Below are 19,406 nucleotides of genomic sequence, written 5' to 3' on the forward strand. Positions count from 1 at the left end.
TTCACGTGCTAAACTTCTGACTATTATTAATAATAAACTTCAATTAAACACAAACCTTGGGGTGAACATGTTTTGCCTGCTTTTTTTCGATCTCTACTCAATATTATTTTAGGTATATCTTCTGCTTTTATTTTTCCATTTCCTGCATCTATAAGCGTTCCTATCATAATTCTTGCCATATTATATAAAAATCCATCAGCAGCTATATATACTTTTATATAGTGTTCGTTCTTAACTATATCAACTTTACTAATAGTTCTTGTAGTCGTTTTAACTGAACTTCCAATATTCCTAAAAGCTTCGAAATCATGAGTTCCTATAAAAAATTTTGCAGCATCCTTCATTTTCCCTATATCTAAACTCTTTTTATAGTGATATGAAAAATTTCTGCATATGGGCATTCTTACTTCTGTATTTAGTATTGTATAGCAATACATCTTCCCTTTTGAATCATATCTAGCATGAAAATCATCATGAACTTGTGAGGACTTAATTACAGATATATCTTCTGGTAATACATGATTTAATGCTTCTCTAAACTTTTCTACAGGAATATTACTACTAGTCTTAAAATTACACACGTATCCCTTAGCATGAACTTTACTATCAGTTCTGCTACAACCAATCACTTCAACTTTTTCCCCAGTGATCTTAGAGATTGCATTTTCAACTGTTCCTTGAACGGTTTCTCCCTTAGGCTGTTTTTGCCAACCCATATAATTAGTTCCATCATATTCTAGTATTAACTTAATGTTTTTCATATATATATCCCTTTATTCTACTACATCTAAAATCTCATATATATAACTATTATAGTTAATGCAGACATAACAATCATTCCTACATAATCTCTAGAAGTCACTTTCAGTATCTTCATTCTAGTTCGACCTTCTCCACCTCTATAGCATCTAGCTTCCATTGCCATTGCTAATTCATCAGCCCTTCTAAAGGAGCTAATAAATAGCGGAACAAGTAATGGTATAAGGCTTTTAGCTCTATTAACGATACTTCCACTTTCAAAATCTGCACCTCTTGCCTTTTGAGCCTTCATTATTTTATCAGTCTCATCCATTAAAGTAGGTATAAATCGTAGTGCTATAGTCATCATCATAGCAAGCTCATGAGCTGGTACACCAATTTTTTTAAATGGTCCTAGTAATTTTTCTATTCCATCAGTAAGTTCTATTGGTGATGTAGTTAATGTTAATAGAGATGTTCCTATAATAAGAAAAGTAAGTCTTAATATCATAAATATAGCTGTTACTATACCTTCTTTATATATTTTAATAAATCCCCATTGCCATAATAATACGTTACCTCTAGTTAAAAACACATTAAATAGTGCTGTTATTATCATTAATATAAATATAGGCTTTAACCCCTTATATATATATCTAAATTGAATCTTAGATACAATTATAGCCATCATTGTAAATATAAAAATAACAATATATCCTGAGAACTCTTTTATTAAAAATAAGTCTATTATAAAGAGTAAGGAAAATAGTATTTTTACCCTAGCATCTAATTTATGGACAAATGACTCTCCAGGTATATATTGGCCTATGGTAATATCTTTAATCATATTTACTCCTCCATAACTTTATAAAAGAGCCTAGTTTTTTGCTAGTATCTTAAGTAACTCTTTTTTAGCTTGTTCTAATGTGAAAATATCATCAGGTAATTCAAATCCAACCCTTCTCAATTCTCGCATAAGATATGTTACCTGTGGAACTGCAAGACCTACATTTTCTAATGTATCTACTTCTTTAAATATTTCTTGTGGTGTACCATCTAATACACATTTTCCTTCATCCATTACCAATATACGGTCTGCAACCTTTGCCACATCCTCCATGCTATGAGATACAAGAATGATAGTCATGTTATAGGATTTATGAAGCTTATATAGCTCTCCTAGAATTTCATCTCTCCCCTTAGGATCTAATCCAGCTGTTGGTTCATCTAATATTAAAACCCTTGGTTCCATAGCTACAACTCCAGCTATTGCTACTCTTCTTTTCTGTCCTCCACTTAGGTCAAATGGAGATTTATTTCTGTAAGCTTCATAGTCTAAACCTACCATGTCCATGGCTCTTTTAGTTCTTGCTAAAGCTTCCTCATCATTAAGCCCTAAATTCTTAGGTCCAAACATTATGTCCTTTTCTATTGTTTCCTCAAAAAGTTGATACTCTGCATATTGGAATACTAATCCAACTTTTTTTCTTATGTCCGTAAGCTTAACTCCACTAGCAGTAATATCTACACCATCAACAAATATTTTTCCTTGGTTAGGTTTTAATAACCCGTTCATGTGTTGTATCAAAGTAGATTTACCTGAGCCTGTATGTCCAATGAGGGCTACAAATTCACCATCATTTATATTCACATTAACATTACTAAGGGCAACCTTTTCAAAGGGAGTTTTAGCCATATATATATGAGTTAAATTTTCTATTTTAATTGACATAATTCTCTCACCATCTCATCTATAGTTAATATATCCGATTTTATATTAACACCTGATTTATTTAATTCATAAGCCAATTCTGTCATTTGTGGTACATCCAAACCTAAGTTTTTCATAATTTCTACATTTTGAAATACTTCTCTTGGCTTTCCTTCTACTATAACTTTTCCTGAATCCATAACATATATCTTATCTGCTGCAACAGCTTCTTCCATAAAGTGTGTTATGTATACTATTGTAATCCCATTGTTTTTATTTAAATCCATTATCGTATTTATAACTTCTTTTCTTCCAGATGGATCAAGCATGGCTGTTGGCTCATCTAATACTATGCATTCAGGCATCATAGCTAATATACCAGCAATAGCTACACGTTGCTTTTGACCCCCAGATAGAAGATGTGGTCCATGCTTTTTATAATCATACATGTTTACTCTCTTAAGTGACTCATCTACTCTTCTTCTTATCTCCTTAGGTTCTACGCCTAAGTTTTCTGGTCCAAAAGCTACATCCTCTTCTACTATGGTTGCAACAATTTGGTTATCAGGGTTTTGAAAAACCATACCCGCTTTGCTTCTTACATTCCATACGTTTTCTTCTTTGCTAGTATCATATCCAGACACACTAATTTTGCCCTCTGTTGGAATTAAGAGTGCATTTATATGTTTTGCAAAAGTAGATTTTCCTGATCCATTATGACCTAATACAACTACAAACTCACCCTTATTAATGGTAATATTAACACCATCTATAGCCAATTTTATATTACCTTCACTATCCGGAGGATAAGTGTATCTCAAGTTTTCACTAATAACTTCTGGTACTTTTTCACTGGATGAATTTAAATTATCTATTTTATTAATTTCATTAAGCTTTTCAATTTGATTATCTCTAGAATTTATATTAGTTTCCATCAATTATCCCTCCATTAGAGAGTTACTATCTAATACCCAATTTTATAACAAAACGGGGACTAAGTTAGCCTTACTTAATCCCCTTGAATTATTATACTAATTCTAATACAACAACCTCTGCTCCGTCGCCTCTTCTAGGTCCCATTTTCATTATTCTAGTGTATCCACCATTTCTCTCAGCGTACTTTGGAGCTACGTTATCAAATAAATTCTTAACAACATCCTCTTCTGTAACAAATGCAAGCACTTGTCTTCTAGCATGAAGATCTCCTCTTTTAGCTAAAGTTATCATTTTCTCAGCTAATCTTTTAGTTTCTTTTGCTCTAGCTTCAGTTGTTTCAATTCTACCGTGCTTTAAGAAACTAGTCGTAAGATTTCTAAGCATTGCCATTCTTTGATCAGTTGGACGTCCTAACTTACGTTGCTGTGCCATCTCTATACCTCCTTACTCCTCGCTAGGTTTGAATCCCAATCCTAAGCCTTCAAGTTTTTGCTCAACCTCTTCAAGAGATTTCTTTCCTAGGTTTCTTACCTTCATCATATCATCCATTGATTTTTCTGTTAACTCTTGAACAGTATTAATACCAGCTCTCTTTAAGCAGTTAAAGCTTCTAACAGATAAATCTAGTTCTTCTATAGTCATTTCTAGAACTTTTTCTTTCTTATCTTCTTCTTTTTCTATCATTATTTCAACATTATCTGCATGATCAGTTAATGTCATAAATAATTTAAAGTGTTCGATAAGGATTTTAGCTGATAAACCAATAGCTTCATCAGGTCTAATAGTTCCATTTGTCCAAATTTCTATAGTTAATTTATCATAATCTGTGATCTGTCCTACTCTTGTATTCTCAACTGTAAAGTTAACTCTTTTAACTGGAGTATATATTGAATCAACAGGTATAGTTGATATTGGCTTATCATCAGTTTTGTTCTTATTTTGAGAAACATAACCTCTACCACTATTAATATTTATCTCCATAAATAACTTTCCACCATCATCTAGGGTAGCAATATGAAGATCCTCATTAACTACTTCAACATCTCCGTCTACTTTAATATCTGCTCCTGTAACTTCACCTGGACCTTCAGCATCAATATATATTGTTCTTGGGCCCTCACCAGACATCTTAAGTGCTAATTGCTTTATATTTAGAATTAACTCAGAAACATCTTCTTTAACTCCATGTATAGTTGAGAATTCGTGTAAAACACCATCAATTTTAATCGAATTAGCAGCAACTCCAGGTAGTGAAGAAAGAAGAATTCTTCTTAATGCATTACCTAAAGTTATTCCATAACCTCTTTCTAATGGTTCAACAACAAACTTGCCATATGTACCATTTTCAGCGGTTTCAACACATTCTATTTTTGGCTTTTCAATTTCTAACATTTATAACCCTCCTTTTAAATTTAGTGGTTTTTTTATATCGAGGGCAACTGATTACATTATTGACTATTTACTGTATAACTCAACGATTAATGTTTCATTAACAGGAACGTCTATGTCTTCTCTTGCTGGTATTGAAGCAACCTTACCTTCAAATGATTCAATATTTCCTTCTAACCAAGTTGGTAGAGTTTTTGGATTTTCAGCAAAAACTTTGAATTTTTCAGAAGATCTGCTTTTTTCTCTAACTGATATAACATCTCCAGCTTTAACAGAATAAGATGCGATATCTACTTTTTTACCATTTACTAAGAAATGTCCGTGGTTTACTAATTGTCTAGCTTCAACTCTTGAGCTTCCGTATCCTAATCTATAAACAACGTTATCTAATCTTAATTCTAGGAATTTTAGTAGGTTTTCACCTGTAATTCCTCTTTGCTTTTCAGCTTTCTCATAGTACTTTCTAAATTGTCCTTCTAGAACTCCATATATTCTCTTAGCTTTTTGCTTTTCTCTTAATTGAGTTCCATAGTTTGACATTTTCTTTCTGCTTTGACCGTGTTGACCTGGTGCATAACCTCTTCTAGTAAAAGCGCACTTCTCAGTGAAGCATCTGTCACCTTTAAGGTTAAGCTTAAGGCCCTCTCTTCTACAAAGTCTGCATGTAGCGCCTGTGTATCTTGCCATTCATTACACCTCCTGTTAATTAAACTCTTCTTCTTTTTGGTGGTCTACATCCATTGTGAGGAATTGGAGTTACATCTTTGATTAAAGTAACTTCTAATCCTGCAGCTTGAAGTGATCTTATAGCCGCTTCTCTACCTGCTCCTGGACCTTTAACATAAACTTCTATGCTTTTTAAACCATGTTCCATCGCTGCTTTAGCTGCTGTTTCAGCTGCCATTTGAGCTGCAAATGGAGTACTTTTTCTTGAACCTCTAAATCCTAATCCACCAGCACTTGCCCATGACAATGCGTTTCCAGCTGCATCAGTAAGTGTAACGATGGAATTATTGAAAGTAGATTTTATGTGTGCAGCACCGTGCTCAACATTTTTTCTTTCTTTTTTTCTTCTACTTCTAACTTTCTTTTGAGCCATTATATTCCCTCCTTACTATTTCTTCTTGCCTGCTATAGTCTTCTTAGGACCTTTTCTTGTTCTTGCATTAGTCTTAGTCTTTTGACCTCTAACTGTAAGACCTTTTCTATGTCTTATTCCTCTATAACATCCGATTTCTTTAAGTCTCTTTATATCTAAGGCAACTTTTCTTCTAAGATCACCTTCAACCATTAAGCTCTTATTTACATAATCTCTTAATGTATTTACTTCATCTTCAGTTAAATCCTTGATTCTAGTATCAGGATTCACTCCTGTAGCTTCAAGTATTTCATGAGATTTTGGTAGTCCTATACCAAATATATAAGTTAGACCTATCTCAACTCTTTTTTCTTTTGGTAGGTCAATACCTGCAATTCTTGCCATCTACAATCTACACCTCCTAAGTATCACTACTTATTTATTTTTATTAACCTTGTTTTTGTTTATGTTTAGGATTTTCACAGATAACCATTACTCTTCCTTTTCTTTTTATAACTTTACATTTTTCACATATAGGTTTAACTGATGGTCTTACCTTCATAGCTAACCCTCCTTATTACTTATCTCTCCAAGTTATTCTCCCACGAGTCAAATCATATGGAGAAAGTTCTACTGTAACCTTATCTCCTGGTAAAATTCTTATAAAGTTCATTCTTAACTTTCCAGAAATATGAGCAAGTATCTTGTGCCCACTCTCTAATTCAACTTGGAAAGTTGCATTAGGTAGAGTTTCTAAAACGACACCTTGCATTTCAATTATATCATCTTTTGACATAAGGGTAATCAAACCTCCTCTATTATATCCTCAACCTGCAAAAATTTTCTTATTTTAGAATTACTGATCTTTCCATCAGATAAGATAGCACTTCTAATATCTTCAGCCAAAACATCTGTAAAAGATAAATGTTTAATTTTCTTTTTCTTTGGCCTATCAATTTTTCTAAGGTCTCCATCTGAAATATAGACATACTCATCGTCTATTATACCAATAATGATAAAGTATTTTCCTTTATCTCTTCCTGATTTTGAATGTACTACCTTACCTAAAAGGCTGTCATCATCCACATTAGTCACCTCATTAGCTCAAAGTTAGTATTTCTACACCTTCATTAGTTATTGCTATAGTATTTTCATAATGGGCAGATAACTTTCCATCACTAGTCACTACAGTCCAACCATCTGGCTTAATTTTAACTTTGTAATTTCCCATGTTTATCATAGGTTCAATTGCAAGTACTACACCGTGTACTAACTTAGGACCTTTACCAGCAGTGCCGTAATTAGGAACTTGCGGGTCTTCATGCATAGAAGTTCCTATGCCGTGTCCAACAAAATCCCTAACCACAGAATATCCAAAACTCTCAGCATGCTTTTGAATAGCTGCTGAAATATCGGTAAGTCTGTTCCCCACTACTGCTTTTTCAATGCCCTTAAAGAAAGATTCTTTAGTGACATCTATTAGATGTTGTGCTTCCTTAGAAATATTTCCTACTGGAAAAGTTCGTGCAGCATCACCATGATATCCATTAAGTATCGCTCCACAATCAACACTGATTATATCTCCTTCAACTAATACGGTGTCATTCGGGATACCATGTATTACTACATCATTTACTGATGCACATATTGATCCTGGGAATCCTCCATATCCTTTAAAAGAAGGTATAGCTCCTTGTGCTAATATAAACTCTTCAGCAAGTTTATCAATTTCTGCAGTGGTTATTCCTGGTTTTATTACCTTTTGAATCATTGCTAGGGTATCGGCAACAACCTTACCAGCACTCCTCATATATTCTAGTTCTGTATCACTCTTAATATTCATCACTATTTATCGCTCCTAAGATACCACAGATATTCTTAAAAACATCATTAATAGCTTGCGTTCCATCAACCTCTGCTAATAGATTTTTCTCTCTATAGTATTCTATTAACGGTTGTGTTTGTGCATCATATATTTCAAGTCTTTCACTTACTGTCGCTTCATTATCATCTGCTCTTTGTATTACAACGCTACCGCAAACGTCGCATTTTCCATCGTTTTTAGTAGGATTATATTTTACGTGATAACTAGCTCCACAAGTAGTACATACACGTCTTCCTGTCATTCTATCTATAATAAAACCCTTAGGAACTTCAATCAATAAGGCAGTGTCTAGTTTTAAACTCATTTCTTTAAGTAAAACTTCTAAAGCCTCTGCTTGATTTACAGTCCTTGGATAACCATCTAGTAAAAATCCATTTTTGCAGTCATCCTGCTTTAATCTATCTTTAATTAAATCGATAGTTAATTCATCTGGTACTAGATGACCTTTATCTATATATTTTTTAGCTTCAATCCCTAAAGGCGTTGCTTGAGAGATATTATATCTAAAAATATCTCCAGTAGATATGTGTGGTATAGAGTATTTATTACAGATTGACTTTGCCTGAGTTCCTTTTCCGGCTCCAGGAGGACCTAATAAAATAACTCTCACTAGTATCAACTCCAAATTAAAATTTTTATTTAAGGAACCCTTCATAATGTCTCATTACTAGCTGAGATTCTAATTGTTTCATAGTATCTAGAGATACACCAACTAAAATTAGTAAACTAGTTCCACCAAATGAAACTCCCTTAAAATTACTGAATATAGCTGCTAATATAGGCACTATAGCTATAATTCCAGCAAATGTTCCACCTAAAAGGGATATTCTTGTCAAAATCTTCTCTAAGTAAATTTCAGTTTTCTCACCTGGTCTTATACCTGGAATAAATCCTGATGATTTATTCATATTCTCTGCCATCTCATCTGGTTTGAAAGTAATTATAGTATAGAACCAAGCAAAGAACAGTACTAATAAAAAGTATGCTACTACATATTTCATAGTATCTTGACGAAATATACTCCAAGAACTCTTATTAACAAATACCGCAAAGGAAGATTCAGGCCATATTTGTGCTATAACCGCTGGAAATTGCATTACTGACATACCAAAGATTATTGCCATAACTCCAGAAGAATTTAATCCTATTGGAATATGTGATGATTGACCTTTTATAACTTTTCTTCCTACTGCTTTACCGGCATATTGCACTGGAATTCTTCGTTCTGCTAAATTTATAACAATTACTGTAATTAATAAAGCTAAAGCTACTGCTACGAATATTACAACCTCTACCGGACTAACTTCTCCTGTTTTAAGAAGCCCTGCTATTTGATAAGCTGTTTGTGGTAGTGAAGATATTATATTTATAAATATAATAACAGAAACACCACTTCCAATTCCATATACTGAAATTTGTTCACCTATCCATACTAACAAGGCTGTACCTGTTGTCATTGTTAGTATTATTAGTAAAAGGCCCATTGAACCTTCTATCAATATAGCTCCTGAGCTTTTAATTAAGGCATATGCTGCATATGCTTGAATAACAGCAAATACTAGAGCTGCATATTTAGTATAGTTCTGTATTTTTTTTCTTCCTTCTTGACCTTCTTTAGAAAGTTGTTCTAAATAAGGAATTGCAATTGTAAGTAATTGAATTATAATCGATGCATTGATATACGGAGTAACACCTAAAGCAAATATACTAAACTTACTAAAAGCCCCTCCTGCAATCATGTCATAGAAACTTAGAAGGGAACCTGAATTACTACTAACTAAAGTTGCAATCTTACTAGCATCCACTCCTGGTACTGGGATAAACACACCCATTCTAAAAATTACCACTATCATTAACGTAAATAGTATTCTTCTTCTTAGCTCAGGAACTCTCCAAGCGTTTCGTAGGGTTGATAACATCTATATCACCTCAACTTTTCCTCCTGCCGCTTCAATCTTCTCTGCTGCAGCTTTGGAAATCTTATTAGCTTTAACAGTTAATTTCTTTTCAATGTTACCATTTCCAAGAATCTTTATCCCATCGTTTACTCTCTTAGCCATTCCAGATTCACGAAGTAACTCTGGAGTAACTACAGTTCCATCCTCAAATATGTTTAGTCTATCTACGTTTATACAAGTATATTCTTTAGCAAATATATTTGTAAATCCTCTCTTAGGTAGTCTTCTATATAAAGGCATTTGACCTCCCTCAAATCCTGGTCTTACACCGCCACCAGATCTTGAGTTTTGTCCTTTTTGACCTTTTCCAGCAGTTTTACCCCAACCTGAACCAGTACCTCTACCGATTCTCTTAGGAGATTTTTTTGCACCTTCTGCAGGTCTTAACTCATGAAGTCTCATATTTACACCTCCTTAGTTTAAGCTTCTTCTACTTTTAGTAGGTAACTTACTTTATTAATCATACCTCTGATCTGAGGAGTCTCCTCGTGCTCAACAGTTTTACCTATTTTTCTTAATCCAAGAGCCTCTACAGTAGCAATATGATCTTTCTTTCTACCAATTAAACTCTTTACTAATGTTAATTTAACTTTAGCCAAGGTTTTCCCCTCCTATCCTAGAATTTCTTCAACAGTTTTGCCTCTAAGTTTTGCAACTTGCTCTGCTGTTCTTAATTTTGATAATCCATCTATAGTTGCGCTAACCATATTTCTTGGGTTATTTGAACCTAATGATTTAGCTCTAACGTCTTTTAATCCTGCAAGCTCAAGTACTGCTCTTGCTGGACCTCCAGCGATAACACCTGTTCCTTCTGAAGCTGGCATTATGTGAACTGTACCAGTTCCAAATTTACCATCTATAGTATGAGGAACTGTAGTTCCATCTAATTCAACTTTAACGATGTTCTTTTTAGCATCTTCGATACCTTTTCTAATTGCTTCTGGTATTTCGATAGATTTTCCCATTCCAACACCAACGTGTCCGTTCTCATCACCAACAACTACTAGTGCGCTGAATCTGAAGTTTCTACCACCTTTAACAACCTTAGCAACTCTGTTTATGTGTACAACTTTCTCTTTAAGATCAAGTGTGCTAGGATCTATTTTCATGTGTGTACCTCCTTTTTTTAGAATTTAAGTCCTGCTTCTCTTGCACCTTCTGCAAGCATTTGTACTCTTCCGTGGTATACATATCCACCTCTATCGAATACAACTTCAGTAATTCCTGCTTCTATTGCTTTTTTAGCTACTACTTCACCAACTAGTTTAGCAGCTTCCTTATTGCTACCAACTTTTAGAGAAAAGTCTTTATCTAAACTAGATGCAGCAACTAATGTTCTTCCAGCAACATCATCTATAATTTGAGCGTATATGTTCTTTTCACTTCTGAACACTGCAAGTCTTGGTCTTTCAGCTGTTCCGTGAATTTTCTTACGTACTCTTAAATGACGTCTTTCTCTTGATAGCTTTCTATCAGCTTTATTGAACATGAAATTCTCTCCTTTCTAATAGCTATTATTTACCAGTCTTACCTTCCTTACGTCTGATAACTTCATCAGAGTACTTAATACCCTTTCCTTTGTAAGGCTCAGGTTTTCTCCAAGTTCTTATATCAGCTGCAACTTTACCAACTAATTCCTTGTCGATTCCTTTAACTACTATAGTAGTAGCATCTGTTAATTCAAATGTAATTCCTTCTACAGCAGCTATTTCAACTGGGTGTGAGAATCCTAGGTTTAAAGTTAATCCCTTACCTTTAGCTGTTGCTCTATATCCAACACCAACTAATTGTAATGTCTTAGCGAAACCATTAGTTACTCCAATTACCATATTATTTAATAATGCTCTAGTTAATCCGTGTAGAGCTCTATGTTCTTTTATATCGCTTGGTCTTGTAACGACCACTTGATTATCCTCTATAGCTATGTTTATATTTTTCACCATTGTTCTAGTTAATTCCCCTTTAGGTCCTTTAACTGTAACAACGTTGTCTGGCGTTACTGTAACAGATACACCAGCTGGTATAGCTATTGGAAGTCTTCCTACTCTTGACATAATCGCACCTCCTTGTTCATAAACTACCAGATGTAGCAGATAACTTCTCCGCCTAATCCTAATTTTCTAGCTTCTCTATCAGAAACTAATCCTTTAGAAGTTGATATTATTGCAACTCCTAATCCATTTAAAACTTTAGGGATATCATCCTTACCACTATAAACTCTTAGTCCTGGTTTAGATATTCTCTTAAGTCCTGTTATAACTCTCTCTTTATTTTGGCCATATTTCATGCTAAGTCTTAACATTGAAACAGTTCCATCTTGATATTCTTCTATATTTTTAATATATCCTTCTTGAAGCATAATATTTGCTATGCCTTTCTTTATTGTTGAAGAAGGAACTTCTACTATTTCATGTCTAACAATATTTGCATTTCTTACACGTGTTAGCAAATCTGCTATCGGATCAGTCATATTCATTAATTGTGCCTCCTTTCGCTATGATCTGTATATTACCAGCTTGCCTTTTTGCATCCAGGAATTTGTCCTTTATAAGCAAGTTCTCTGAAACATATACGGCAAATACCAAATTTTTTTAAGACAGAATGTGGTCTTCCACATAATCTGCATCTAGAGTATTCTCTAGTTGAATATTTTGGTTCTTTTTTCCACTTTTCTATTAAAGCTTTACGTGCCAAGTCATTCCCTCCTTTTATTGAGCAAATGGCATTCCAAGGAATCTTAATAATTCTCTTGCTTCCTCGTCTGTCTTTGCAGTAGTTACAAATATTATATCCATTCCTCTTACTTTATCAATTTTATCATATTCTATTTCAGGGAATATTAATTGTTCTTTTATTCCTAAAGCATAATTTCCTCTTCCATCAAATGACTTAGTAGGAACGCCTCTGAAGTCTCTAACTCTTGGTAATGCTATATTCATTAATTTGTCCGCAAATTGGAACATCTTATCTTTTCTTAATGTAACTTTACATCCAATTGCCATGTTATCTCTTATTTTAAAGTTGGCAACTGATTTCTTTGCTCTAGTTAATACAGCTTTTTGTCCAGTGATTAATTGCATATCACTTACAGCAGCATCTAAAACTTTAGAGTTATCTTTAGCTTCGCCAACTCCCATATTTATAACTATTTTTTCAAGTCTAGGTACTTGCATTATATTTTTGTAACCGAACTTATCCATCATAGCTGGTATTACTTCACTATTGTATTTCTCTTGTAGTCTTGTAACCATTTGTTAAACCTCCTTTCGCGAATTAAAATGTTTCTCCGCACTTTTTGCAAACTCTAACTTTTGTACCATCATCAAGTACTTTATTGCTTATTCTAGTTACGCTCTTACATTTATCGCAATATAGCATAACTTTTGAGCTGTTAATAGCTGCTTCAAAGTTAACTATTCCACCTTGCATATTTTGTCTGTTTGGTTTTTGATGTTTAGTTACTACGTTAACGCCAGCAACTACAACTTTTCCAGTCTTAGGATAAACAGCTAAAACTTCTCCAGTTTTACCTTTATCTTTTCCAGAGATAACCATAACAGTGTCTTTCTTTCTAACATGAACTTTCATCTTTGCTACCCCCTATCCTATAGTACTTCAGGTGCTAGTGACAATATTTTATTATATTCTTTATCTCTTAGCTCCCTAGCAACAGGTCCGAAGATACGAGTTCCTTTTGGATTCTTATCGTCTTTTATAATAACAGCTGCGTTCTCATCAAATCTGATATAAGTCCCGTCTGCTCTTCTCAAACCTTTAACTGATCTAACAATAACTGCTTTTACTACGTCACCTTTTTTAACAACTCCACCTGGTGTTGCACTTTTAACGCTAGCAACAATTACGTCTCCGATGTTTCCCCATTTTCTTTTGGAACCACCGAGTACTCTAATACACATTATTTCTTTAGCACCAGAGTTATCCGCTACTTTTAATAATGTTTGTTGTTGTATCATGTAAATACCCTCCCTTCAGTTAACTATTTAGCTCTTTCCATGATTTCAACAAGTCTCCATCTCTTATCCTTAGATAATGGTCTTGTTTCCATTATTAATACTCTATCGTTAACTTTTGCTTCATTATTTTCATCATGAGCCTTAAATTTAGTTGTTCTATTAACTGTTTTTCCATATAATGGATGTCTAACTTTAGTTTCAACAGCAACAACAATTGTCTTATCCATTTTGTCAGAAACTACTCTTCCGATTCTACTTTTTCTATTTCCTCTTTCCACAAGATGAACCTCCTTTCAGTATTACTGCTCACAAGCCCTTAATTCTTCTTCTCTAAGGATGGTTTTAATTTGGGCTATAGACTTCTTAACCTGTTTAATTCTCATTGGGTTTTCTAACTGTCCTGTAGCTAACTGAAATCTAAGGTTAAATAATTCTGATTTAAGATCAGATAGTTTTACATTTAAATCTTGAGGAGTACTTTGTCTCAACTCTTTCAATTCATTAGCCTTCATTGATTTCACCACCCATTTCCTCAAAATCTCTTCTAGTAACAAATTTGGTTGTTACTGGTAATTTGTGAGACGCAAGTCTCATAGCTTCTCTAGCAGCTTCTTCAGATACTCCAGATATTTCAAATAATACTCTACCTGGTTTAATTACTGCTACCCAGTACTCTGGTGAACCTTTACCAGATCCCATACGTGTTTCAGCTGGTTTTTCAGTTACTGGCTTATCAGGGAAGATTTTTATCCAAACCTTTCCTCCTCTTTTAACGTATCTATTTATAGCTATTCTGGCAGATTCGATTTGGTTGCTTGTAATCCAACCGCACTCTGTTGCTTGTAAAGCATAATCTCCATAAGCGATGAAGTTACCTCTTGTAGCTTTACCTCTCATTCTACCACGTTGTACCTTACGATGTTTAACTCTTTTAGGCATTAACATGTCAAATTCCTCCTTCCTTACACGTTATTATGAGTTACTTTCTTCCTTCTGAACTTTCTTAGTTGGAAGAACCTCACCTTTATACACCCAAACTTTTACACCAATTTTACCATAGATTGTATTAGCTTCTGTAAATCCATAGTCAATATCAGCTCTTAAAGTTTGTAGTGGGATTGTTCCCTCATGATACTGCTCTGTTCTTGCGATTTCAGCTCCGCCTAATCTTCCTGAACATGCAGTCTTAACTCCTTTAACACCAGTTCTCATAGCTCTTTGAATTGTTTGTTTCATAGCTCTTCTGAAAGATATTCTCTTTTCTAATTGAGCTGCTATGTTTTCAGCCATTAATTGTGCATTGTTTTCTGGTGTTTTAACTTCTACTATGTTAATTAAAACAAATTTATCTTTAACAACTTCTTTTAATGCAACTTTAAGTTCTTCTATACTTTGACCGCCTTTTCCTATAACCATTCCAGGTTTTGCGGTATGTATATTTATTTTAACTCTTTTAGCTGCTCTTTCTATCTCAATTTTAGATATTCCAGCAGTGAATAATCTTTTCTTTATATATTCTCTGATAGCATTATCTTCAACTAAGTTATCTGCAAAATTTTTCTTGTCTGCATACCATTTAGCGTCCCAATCCTTGATAACACCAACTCTTAGGCCGTGTGGATGTACTTTTTGACCCACTCTATATCCCTCCTTCTTATGCTCTTTCTTTAACTACTATAGTTATATGGCTAGTTCTTTTTAAAATTCTGAATGCTCTACCTTGAGCGTGTGGTCTAAATCTCTTTAATGTTGGACCTGCACCTGTATGAGCCTCTGCAACATATAATCTATTTCTGTCTAAATTAAAATTGTTTTCTGCATTCGCAACAGCTGATTTTAATAACTTATTAATAACAACAGCTGCATCTTTTGGAGTATATTGTAATATAGCGAAAGCTTCATTTACATTCTTATCTCTTATAAGGTCAAGAACAATCCCAACTTTCATAGGAGACATTCTTACATATTTAGCTATAGCTTTAGCTTCCATTGGTAATTTCCTCCTTCCCGTACTATCTCATTCTACTTGATTTTTCCTTCGCGATATGACCTTTAAAAGTTCTAGTCAAAGCGAACTCTCCAAGTTTATGTCCTACCATATCTTCTTGAACATATACTGGAACATGTTTTCTTCCATCATGTACAGCAATTGTGTGTCCTATCATTTGAGGAAAAATTGTAGAGCTTCTTGACCAAGTCTTTATAACTTTCTTCTCGCCAGCTTTGTTCATTTCTTCTATTTTATTTAGAAGAGACTCTTTTACAAAAGGTCCTTTTTTAATTGATCTACTCACTATTAGTGGCCTCCCTTCATGTAAAGTAGTTATAATCAGAAGAGAATTTATTTCTCTTCTAACTATTTACTATTTCTTTTCTTAACAATAAATTTGTCAGAATATTTCTTAGTTTTTCTAGTTTTGTATCCAAGAGCTGGTTTACCCCATGGAGTACGTGGACTAGCATGACCTACTGGAGATTTACCTTCTCCACCTCCGTGTGGGTGGTCATTAGGGTTCATTACAGATCCTCTTACTGTTGGTCTGATACCCATATGTCTCTTTCTTCCTGCTTTACCTATATTAACAATTTCGTGAGTTAGGTTTGAAACTGTTCCTATTGTAGCTCTACAGTTTACTCTTACATATCTAACTTCTCCGCTTGGTAGTCTTACTTGAGCATAAGATCCTTCTTTAGCCATTAATTGAGCTGAAGAACCTGCTGATCTAACAAGTTGAGCACCTTTTCCTACTTGTAATTCAATGTTATGAATTATTGTACCTACTGGTATGTTAGTTATTGGAAGTGTATTTCCAACTTTAATGTCTGCATCTGATCCAGATACTACAACATCTCCAACCTTTAATCCAACTGGAGCTATTATGTATCTCTTTTCACCATCTGCATATACAACTAATGCGATGTAAGCTGATCTATTTGGATCGTACTCGATAGTTGCAACTTTAGCTGGTATACCATCTTTAGTTCTTTTAAAATCTATTAATCTATATTTTTGTTTCGCTCCACCACCGTGGTGACGAACAGTAATTTTACCTTGAGCATTTCTACCACCAGTTTTTTTCTTACTTACAAGAAGTGACTTTTCAGGTACATCTGTTGTTATTTCCTCAAATGAAGCCATAGTCATATTTCTTCTTGAAGGTGTGGTAGGGTTAAATTTTTTAACTGCCATTAGGTTTCCCTCCCTTTTCGCTTATCTGGCTCTAGCCAATAAATGCGTTATATTATTGCATTCCTTCAAAGAATTCAATTGTTTTGCTGTCAGCTGCTAATTTAATAACTGCTTTTTTGAAGTCAGCTCTTTTTCCAATGTGAACTCCAACTCTTTTAGTCTTACCTAAATTTCTTAGAGTTTTAACATCTTCAACTTTTACTCCGAAAACTTCTTCAACAGCTTTTTTTATTTGAACTTTGTTTGCGTGTATGTCAACGATGAAAGTGTATTTTCTTTCTGCCATAGCAGCCATACTTTTTTCAGTTATAACAGGTTTTCTTATTATATCATAACTAGTCATTTTCATTATGCATACACCTCCTCAATTTTTGATACAGCATCTTTAGTAATCATTAAGTTTTCATACTTTAATATGTCGTAAACATTTATGTTGTTTACAGGCACTACAGCTACTCCAGGAATGTTTCTTGCTGATTTATAAACATTCTCATTAGACTCAGCTACAACTATTAATGTTTTTTTAGTTTCAAAAGCATTAAGAACTTTTACCATATCTTTAGTTTTTGGTGCATCGAAAGCCAAGCTTTCTAATACTATCATTTCATTATCTTGTACTTTTGAAGTTAAAGCTGATTTCATAGCTACTCTTCTCATACTCTTTGGAACGGAAACTCTGTAATCACGTGGTTTTGGTGCAAATACGATACCCCCGTGAATCCATTGTGGAGCTCTTATAGAACCTTGTCTTGCTCTTCCTGTTCCTTTTTGTCTCCAAGGCTTAATTCCTCCGCCTCTTACTTCAGCTCTTGTCTTAGCACTTTGAGTTCCTTGTCTTTTATTAGCTAATTGAGCTAACACAACTTGGTGCATTGCTTCAACACTAACTTCTACTCCGAAAATGCTATCATTTAATTGAATTTCTCCAACTTCTTTTTTCTCAGTGTTATACACTTTTACTGTAGGCATTCTGCATCCTCCTTTCCTTATGCTTTAACAGCGTTTCTTATTACTACTAAACCTTTGTTTGGTCCTGGTATTCCACCTTTTATAAGAATAATATTCTTTTCAGGTATTACTCTTACTACTTCTAGATTTAACACTGTAGTATTAACATTTCCCATATGACCAGGCATTTTTTTATTTTTAAATGTTCTTGATGGGTCTGATGATGCTCCCATTGAACCTACTGCTCTATGGAATTTAGAACCGTGGCTCATTGGTCCTCTGTGGAAGTTCCATCTTTTTATAACGCCAGCGAATCCTTTTCCTTTAGATATTCCAGATACGTCAATTTTATCTCCTGCTGCGAAGATTTCTGCTTTTATTTCAGAACCTACTTCGTAAGCACTTGTATCCTCTAATCTAAATTCTTTTATGTGTCTTCTTACAACAACACCAGCTTTTGCGAATTCACCTTTCTTAGGTTTATTCACTAACTTTTCTCTTATATCTCCAAATCCAACTTTTATGGCTTCATATCCATCATTTTCTGCTGTTTTCTTTTGGATTACTACACATGGACCAGCTTCTACAACTGTTACAGGTACTACTCTTCTATTTTCATCAAATATTTGAGTCATTCCTAATTTTTTACCCATTATAGCTTTTTTCATTTAAATACACCTCCTACTTATTAGCGGACCACATTGTGATCATAATAGTTAGTAATAGTTTTTCTATTACCCGTACATCATAGTTCAATTTCATGTACTATGTACGATTATAATTTTATTTCGATATCTACACCTGCTGGTAAGTCTAATCTCATTAACGCATCAACAGTTTTTGGTGATGGACTTAATATATCGATTAGTCTTTTATGAGTTCTGATTTCGAACTGCTCTCTTGAATCTTTGTATTTGTGTGGAGCTCTTAGAACAGTTATTACATCTTTCTCAGTTGGTAGTGGTACTGGACCAGCTACTTTAGCTCCTGTGTTTTTAGCAGTCTCAACAATCTTCTCTGCTGATTGATCTAGTATTGTGTGATCAAACGCTTTTAATCTGATTCTGATTTTTTGTTTTGACATTTCATTCCCTCCTTTTCATCGCACGCTATTACTTCTTACGCGCAACAGCGGAAGTTCTGTAAACTGCTCCTGGCGTTTCTTATTTTAAGAAACACAACAGCACTACAGACCCCGTCGCCCAATTCGTGATTGAGCATGCTCGGTTAAGAATTCCCCCGGAAGCCCGGCAACCTCTTACCTCATCGCTGTTACCATATTGCAACTTCTATAGTATACATTATTTTGTTAGCTTTGACAAGAGTTTTTATTCATTTTTTACTCTTGTAAATTTTTAATATCTTTAATTTTCTTTAATAAAAATATTATATATTTAATATGTAACTTTACTAACTATTTGTTTATATAATTGCCTAAAATTCAGAATATATAAAGATATTAGTAAACTTTTTTATTTTTAATTAAATATACTATAGAAGTTATATTTATGTATAGTACATCATATAACATTTAAATTCAATAGGTAAAATAATGAAAAATCTATTAGTATAGATTTTTCTCCATATTTATATATACAA

General features: G+C 33.9%; 36 protein-coding genes. All 36 read right to left on the reverse strand.

Going from position 1 to position 19,406, the window contains the following annotated elements; genetic code table 11:
• Positions 1-26: 26 nt before the first annotated feature.
• A complete protein-coding gene (truA, locus tag B3J31_RS11160; RefSeq protein ID WP_346873986.1) occupies positions 27-761 on the reverse strand; it encodes a tRNA pseudouridine(38-40) synthase TruA in 735 nt (244 codons plus the stop codon).
• A gap of 26 nt (positions 762-787) precedes the next feature.
• The gene (locus B3J31_RS11165) at positions 788-1,585 is read right to left on the reverse strand and encodes a CbiQ family ECF transporter T component (protein ID WP_150845886.1); all 798 of its coding nucleotides are present in this window, start codon (positions 1,583-1,585) and stop codon (positions 788-790) included.
• Between the two features lie 30 nt (positions 1,586-1,615).
• Positions 1,616-2,470 carry an energy-coupling factor transporter ATPase gene (locus B3J31_RS11170; protein WP_346873987.1) on the reverse strand — a complete coding sequence of 285 codons (855 nt, stop codon included), beginning with the start codon at positions 2,468-2,470 and terminating at the stop codon, positions 1,616-1,618.
• A complete protein-coding gene (locus B3J31_RS11175; RefSeq protein WP_346873988.1) occupies positions 2,455-3,384 on the reverse strand; it encodes an energy-coupling factor transporter ATPase in 930 nt (309 codons plus the stop codon). Before B3J31_RS11175 ends, B3J31_RS11170 begins: the two co-directional genes overlap by 16 nt.
• A 91-nt stretch (positions 3,385-3,475) precedes the next feature.
• Positions 3,476-3,817, reverse strand: a complete 342-nt coding sequence (gene rplQ, locus B3J31_RS11180) for a 50S ribosomal protein L17 (RefSeq protein ID WP_035133348.1) — start codon at positions 3,815-3,817, stop codon at positions 3,476-3,478.
• 12 nt (positions 3,818-3,829) lie between these two features.
• Positions 3,830-4,777 carry a DNA-directed RNA polymerase subunit alpha gene (locus B3J31_RS11185; RefSeq protein ID WP_150845883.1) on the reverse strand — a complete coding sequence of 316 codons (948 nt, stop codon included), beginning with the start codon at positions 4,775-4,777 and terminating at the stop codon, positions 3,830-3,832.
• Positions 4,778-4,840: 63 nt separating this feature from the next.
• A complete protein-coding gene (rpsD, locus tag B3J31_RS11190) occupies positions 4,841-5,461 on the reverse strand; it encodes a 30S ribosomal protein S4 (protein WP_150845882.1) in 621 nt (206 codons plus the stop codon).
• A gap of 19 nt (positions 5,462-5,480) precedes the next feature.
• Positions 5,481-5,873 carry a 30S ribosomal protein S11 gene (rpsK, locus tag B3J31_RS11195; protein WP_035133342.1) on the reverse strand — a complete coding sequence of 131 codons (393 nt, stop codon included), beginning with the start codon at positions 5,871-5,873 and terminating at the stop codon, positions 5,481-5,483.
• A 15-nt stretch (positions 5,874-5,888) separates the two neighbouring features.
• Positions 5,889-6,257, reverse strand: a complete 369-nt coding sequence (gene rpsM, locus B3J31_RS11200; protein WP_150845881.1) for a 30S ribosomal protein S13 — start codon at positions 6,255-6,257, stop codon at positions 5,889-5,891.
• Positions 6,258-6,300: 43 nt separating this feature from the next.
• Positions 6,301-6,414: a 50S ribosomal protein L36 gene (rpmJ, locus tag B3J31_RS11205; protein ID WP_003373491.1), complete on the reverse strand. Its 114-nt coding sequence runs from the start codon at positions 6,412-6,414 to the stop codon at positions 6,301-6,303.
• 15 nt (positions 6,415-6,429) lie between these two features.
• Complete coding sequence (gene infA, locus B3J31_RS11210; protein WP_035133338.1) at positions 6,430-6,648, reverse strand: translation initiation factor IF-1; 219 nt, start codon at positions 6,646-6,648, stop codon at positions 6,430-6,432.
• 8 nt (positions 6,649-6,656) lie between these two features.
• Positions 6,657-6,938, reverse strand: coding sequence for a KOW domain-containing RNA-binding protein (locus tag B3J31_RS11215; protein WP_150845880.1), 282 nt, complete (start codon positions 6,936-6,938; stop codon positions 6,657-6,659).
• A gap of 13 nt (positions 6,939-6,951) precedes the next feature.
• Positions 6,952-7,698 (reverse strand): type I methionyl aminopeptidase, encoded by a 747-nt coding sequence (gene map, locus B3J31_RS11220; RefSeq protein ID WP_035133335.1) that lies wholly within the window; start codon positions 7,696-7,698, stop codon positions 6,952-6,954.
• Complete coding sequence (locus tag B3J31_RS11225) at positions 7,685-8,347, reverse strand: adenylate kinase (protein ID WP_035133451.1); 663 nt, start codon at positions 8,345-8,347, stop codon at positions 7,685-7,687. The genes map and B3J31_RS11225 overlap by 14 nt, the downstream gene beginning before the upstream one ends.
• A gap of 25 nt (positions 8,348-8,372) precedes the next feature.
• Positions 8,373-9,656, reverse strand: a complete 1,284-nt coding sequence (gene secY, locus B3J31_RS11230; protein ID WP_150845879.1) for a preprotein translocase subunit SecY — start codon at positions 9,654-9,656, stop codon at positions 8,373-8,375.
• Complete coding sequence (gene rplO, locus B3J31_RS11235; protein WP_035133331.1) at positions 9,657-10,097, reverse strand: 50S ribosomal protein L15; 441 nt, start codon at positions 10,095-10,097, stop codon at positions 9,657-9,659.
• Between the two features lie 17 nt (positions 10,098-10,114).
• Positions 10,115-10,294 carry a 50S ribosomal protein L30 gene (rpmD, locus tag B3J31_RS11240; RefSeq protein WP_035133328.1) on the reverse strand — a complete coding sequence of 60 codons (180 nt, stop codon included), beginning with the start codon at positions 10,292-10,294 and terminating at the stop codon, positions 10,115-10,117.
• A gap of 12 nt (positions 10,295-10,306) precedes the next feature.
• On the reverse strand, positions 10,307-10,804 hold the full coding sequence (gene rpsE, locus B3J31_RS11245) for a 30S ribosomal protein S5 (RefSeq protein WP_035133326.1): 498 nt from the start codon (positions 10,802-10,804) through the stop codon (positions 10,307-10,309).
• 17 nt (positions 10,805-10,821) lie between these two features.
• Complete coding sequence (gene rplR / locus B3J31_RS11250) at positions 10,822-11,184, reverse strand: 50S ribosomal protein L18 (protein WP_150845878.1); 363 nt, start codon at positions 11,182-11,184, stop codon at positions 10,822-10,824.
• 25 nt (positions 11,185-11,209) lie between these two features.
• Positions 11,210-11,749 (reverse strand): 50S ribosomal protein L6, encoded by a 540-nt coding sequence (gene rplF, locus B3J31_RS11255; protein WP_150845877.1) that lies wholly within the window; start codon positions 11,747-11,749, stop codon positions 11,210-11,212.
• A gap of 23 nt (positions 11,750-11,772) precedes the next feature.
• The gene (rpsH, locus tag B3J31_RS11260; RefSeq protein ID WP_035133320.1) at positions 11,773-12,171 is read right to left on the reverse strand and encodes a 30S ribosomal protein S8; all 399 of its coding nucleotides are present in this window, start codon (positions 12,169-12,171) and stop codon (positions 11,773-11,775) included.
• 32 nt (positions 12,172-12,203) lie between these two features.
• Entirely contained in the window at positions 12,204-12,389 is a 186-nt protein-coding gene (locus B3J31_RS11265) for a type Z 30S ribosomal protein S14 (protein WP_035133318.1), read from the reverse strand.
• 14 nt (positions 12,390-12,403) lie between these two features.
• The gene (gene rplE / locus B3J31_RS11270; RefSeq protein WP_035133316.1) at positions 12,404-12,946 is read right to left on the reverse strand and encodes a 50S ribosomal protein L5; all 543 of its coding nucleotides are present in this window, start codon (positions 12,944-12,946) and stop codon (positions 12,404-12,406) included.
• 22 nt (positions 12,947-12,968) lie between these two features.
• Positions 12,969-13,283: a 50S ribosomal protein L24 gene (gene rplX, locus B3J31_RS11275; protein WP_035133314.1), complete on the reverse strand. Its 315-nt coding sequence runs from the start codon at positions 13,281-13,283 to the stop codon at positions 12,969-12,971.
• A gap of 17 nt (positions 13,284-13,300) precedes the next feature.
• Positions 13,301-13,669 (reverse strand): 50S ribosomal protein L14, encoded by a 369-nt coding sequence (gene rplN / locus B3J31_RS11280; protein WP_035133311.1) that lies wholly within the window; start codon positions 13,667-13,669, stop codon positions 13,301-13,303.
• Positions 13,670-13,692: 23 nt separating this feature from the next.
• On the reverse strand, positions 13,693-13,947 hold the full coding sequence (rpsQ, locus tag B3J31_RS11285; protein ID WP_035133308.1) for a 30S ribosomal protein S17: 255 nt from the start codon (positions 13,945-13,947) through the stop codon (positions 13,693-13,695).
• Between the two features lie 21 nt (positions 13,948-13,968).
• Complete coding sequence (rpmC, locus tag B3J31_RS11290) at positions 13,969-14,181, reverse strand: 50S ribosomal protein L29 (protein ID WP_035133305.1); 213 nt, start codon at positions 14,179-14,181, stop codon at positions 13,969-13,971.
• Complete coding sequence (rplP, locus tag B3J31_RS11295; protein WP_035133300.1) at positions 14,171-14,614, reverse strand: 50S ribosomal protein L16; 444 nt, start codon at positions 14,612-14,614, stop codon at positions 14,171-14,173. The genes rpmC and rplP overlap by 11 nt, the downstream gene beginning before the upstream one ends.
• A gap of 27 nt (positions 14,615-14,641) precedes the next feature.
• Positions 14,642-15,307, reverse strand: coding sequence for a 30S ribosomal protein S3 (gene rpsC, locus B3J31_RS11300; RefSeq protein ID WP_150845876.1), 666 nt, complete (start codon positions 15,305-15,307; stop codon positions 14,642-14,644).
• A 16-nt stretch (positions 15,308-15,323) separates the two neighbouring features.
• Positions 15,324-15,659 carry a 50S ribosomal protein L22 gene (rplV, locus tag B3J31_RS11305; protein WP_150845875.1) on the reverse strand — a complete coding sequence of 112 codons (336 nt, stop codon included), beginning with the start codon at positions 15,657-15,659 and terminating at the stop codon, positions 15,324-15,326.
• Between the two features lie 22 nt (positions 15,660-15,681).
• Positions 15,682-15,963 (reverse strand): 30S ribosomal protein S19, encoded by a 282-nt coding sequence (rpsS, locus tag B3J31_RS11310; protein ID WP_035133294.1) that lies wholly within the window; start codon positions 15,961-15,963, stop codon positions 15,682-15,684.
• Between the two features lie 62 nt (positions 15,964-16,025).
• Positions 16,026-16,859 carry a 50S ribosomal protein L2 gene (gene rplB, locus B3J31_RS11315; protein ID WP_150845874.1) on the reverse strand — a complete coding sequence of 278 codons (834 nt, stop codon included), beginning with the start codon at positions 16,857-16,859 and terminating at the stop codon, positions 16,026-16,028.
• 52 nt (positions 16,860-16,911) lie between these two features.
• Complete coding sequence (gene rplW / locus B3J31_RS11320) at positions 16,912-17,208, reverse strand: 50S ribosomal protein L23 (RefSeq protein WP_150845873.1); 297 nt, start codon at positions 17,206-17,208, stop codon at positions 16,912-16,914.
• Positions 17,208-17,828: a 50S ribosomal protein L4 gene (rplD, locus tag B3J31_RS11325; RefSeq protein WP_150845872.1), complete on the reverse strand. Its 621-nt coding sequence runs from the start codon at positions 17,826-17,828 to the stop codon at positions 17,208-17,210. Before rplD ends, rplW begins: the two co-directional genes overlap by 1 nt.
• 17 nt (positions 17,829-17,845) lie before the next feature.
• Positions 17,846-18,475, reverse strand: a complete 630-nt coding sequence (rplC, locus tag B3J31_RS11330; RefSeq protein ID WP_150845871.1) for a 50S ribosomal protein L3 — start codon at positions 18,473-18,475, stop codon at positions 17,846-17,848.
• A 107-nt stretch (positions 18,476-18,582) separates the two neighbouring features.
• On the reverse strand, positions 18,583-18,891 hold the full coding sequence (gene rpsJ, locus B3J31_RS11335) for a 30S ribosomal protein S10 (RefSeq protein ID WP_035133283.1): 309 nt from the start codon (positions 18,889-18,891) through the stop codon (positions 18,583-18,585).
• Positions 18,892-19,406: the final 515 nt, after the last annotated feature.

The organism is Clostridium sp. UBA5988 (assembly GCF_002435615.1).
GTDB lineage: Bacteria > Bacillota > Clostridia > Clostridiales > Clostridiaceae > Clostridium_J > Clostridium_J sulfidigenes.

Bases quoted from the DNA above. Each gene is read 5' to 3' on its own strand.
- truA (WP_346873986.1), bottom strand. From the start codon at position 761: ATGAAAAACATTAAGTTAATACTAGAATATGATGGAACTAATTATATG.
- B3J31_RS11165 (WP_150845886.1), bottom strand. From the start codon at position 1,585: ATGATTAAAGATATTACCATAGGCCAATATATACCTGGAGAGTCATTT.
- B3J31_RS11170 (WP_346873987.1), bottom strand. From the start codon at position 2,470: ATGTCAATTAAAATAGAAAATTTAACTCATATATATATGGCTAAAACT.
- B3J31_RS11175 (WP_346873988.1), bottom strand. From the start codon at position 3,384: ATGGAAACTAATATAAATTCTAGAGATAATCAAATTGAAAAGCTTAAT.
- rplQ (WP_035133348.1), bottom strand. From the start codon at position 3,817: ATGGCACAGCAACGTAAGTTAGGACGTCCAACTGATCAAAGAATGGCA.
- B3J31_RS11185 (WP_150845883.1), bottom strand. From the start codon at position 4,777: ATGTTAGAAATTGAAAAGCCAAAAATAGAATGTGTTGAAACCGCTGAA.
- rpsD (WP_150845882.1), bottom strand. From the start codon at position 5,461: ATGGCAAGATACACAGGCGCTACATGCAGACTTTGTAGAAGAGAGGGC.
- rpsK (WP_035133342.1), bottom strand. From the start codon at position 5,873: ATGGCTCAAAAGAAAGTTAGAAGTAGAAGAAAAAAAGAAAGAAAAAAT.
- rpsM (WP_150845881.1), bottom strand. From the start codon at position 6,257: ATGGCAAGAATTGCAGGTATTGACCTACCAAAAGAAAAAAGAGTTGAG.
- rpmJ (WP_003373491.1), bottom strand. From the start codon at position 6,414: ATGAAGGTAAGACCATCAGTTAAACCTATATGTGAAAAATGTAAAGTT.
- infA (WP_035133338.1), bottom strand. From the start codon at position 6,648: ATGTCAAAAGATGATATAATTGAAATGCAAGGTGTCGTTTTAGAAACT.
- secY (WP_150845879.1), bottom strand. From the start codon at position 9,656: ATGTTATCAACCCTACGAAACGCTTGGAGAGTTCCTGAGCTAAGAAGA.
- rplO (WP_035133331.1), bottom strand. From the start codon at position 10,097: ATGAGACTTCATGAGTTAAGACCTGCAGAAGGTGCAAAAAAATCTCCT.
- rpsE (WP_035133326.1), bottom strand. From the start codon at position 10,804: ATGAAAATAGATCCTAGCACACTTGATCTTAAAGAGAAAGTTGTACAC.
- rplR (WP_150845878.1), bottom strand. From the start codon at position 11,184: ATGTTCAATAAAGCTGATAGAAAGCTATCAAGAGAAAGACGTCATTTA.
- rplF (WP_150845877.1), bottom strand. From the start codon at position 11,749: ATGTCAAGAGTAGGAAGACTTCCAATAGCTATACCAGCTGGTGTATCT.
- rpsH (WP_035133320.1), bottom strand. From the start codon at position 12,171: ATGAATATGACTGATCCGATAGCAGATTTGCTAACACGTGTAAGAAAT.
- rplE (WP_035133316.1), bottom strand. From the start codon at position 12,946: ATGGTTACAAGACTACAAGAGAAATACAATAGTGAAGTAATACCAGCT.
- rplX (WP_035133314.1), bottom strand. From the start codon at position 13,283: ATGAAAGTTCATGTTAGAAAGAAAGACACTGTTATGGTTATCTCTGGA.
- rplN (WP_035133311.1), bottom strand. From the start codon at position 13,669: ATGATACAACAACAAACATTATTAAAAGTAGCGGATAACTCTGGTGCT.
- rpmC (WP_035133305.1), bottom strand. From the start codon at position 14,181: ATGAAGGCTAATGAATTGAAAGAGTTGAGACAAAGTACTCCTCAAGAT.
- rplP (WP_035133300.1), bottom strand. From the start codon at position 14,614: ATGTTAATGCCTAAAAGAGTTAAACATCGTAAGGTACAACGTGGTAGA.
- rplV (WP_150845875.1), bottom strand. From the start codon at position 15,659: ATGGAAGCTAAAGCTATAGCTAAATATGTAAGAATGTCTCCTATGAAA.
- rplB (WP_150845874.1), bottom strand. From the start codon at position 16,859: ATGGCAGTTAAAAAATTTAACCCTACCACACCTTCAAGAAGAAATATG.
- rplW (WP_150845873.1), bottom strand. From the start codon at position 17,208: ATGAAAATGACTAGTTATGATATAATAAGAAAACCTGTTATAACTGAA.
- rplD (WP_150845872.1), bottom strand. From the start codon at position 17,828: ATGCCTACAGTAAAAGTGTATAACACTGAGAAAAAAGAAGTTGGAGAA.
- rplC (WP_150845871.1), bottom strand. From the start codon at position 18,475: ATGAAAAAAGCTATAATGGGTAAAAAATTAGGAATGACTCAAATATTT.
- rpsJ (WP_035133283.1), bottom strand. From the start codon at position 18,891: ATGTCAAAACAAAAAATCAGAATCAGATTAAAAGCGTTTGATCACACA.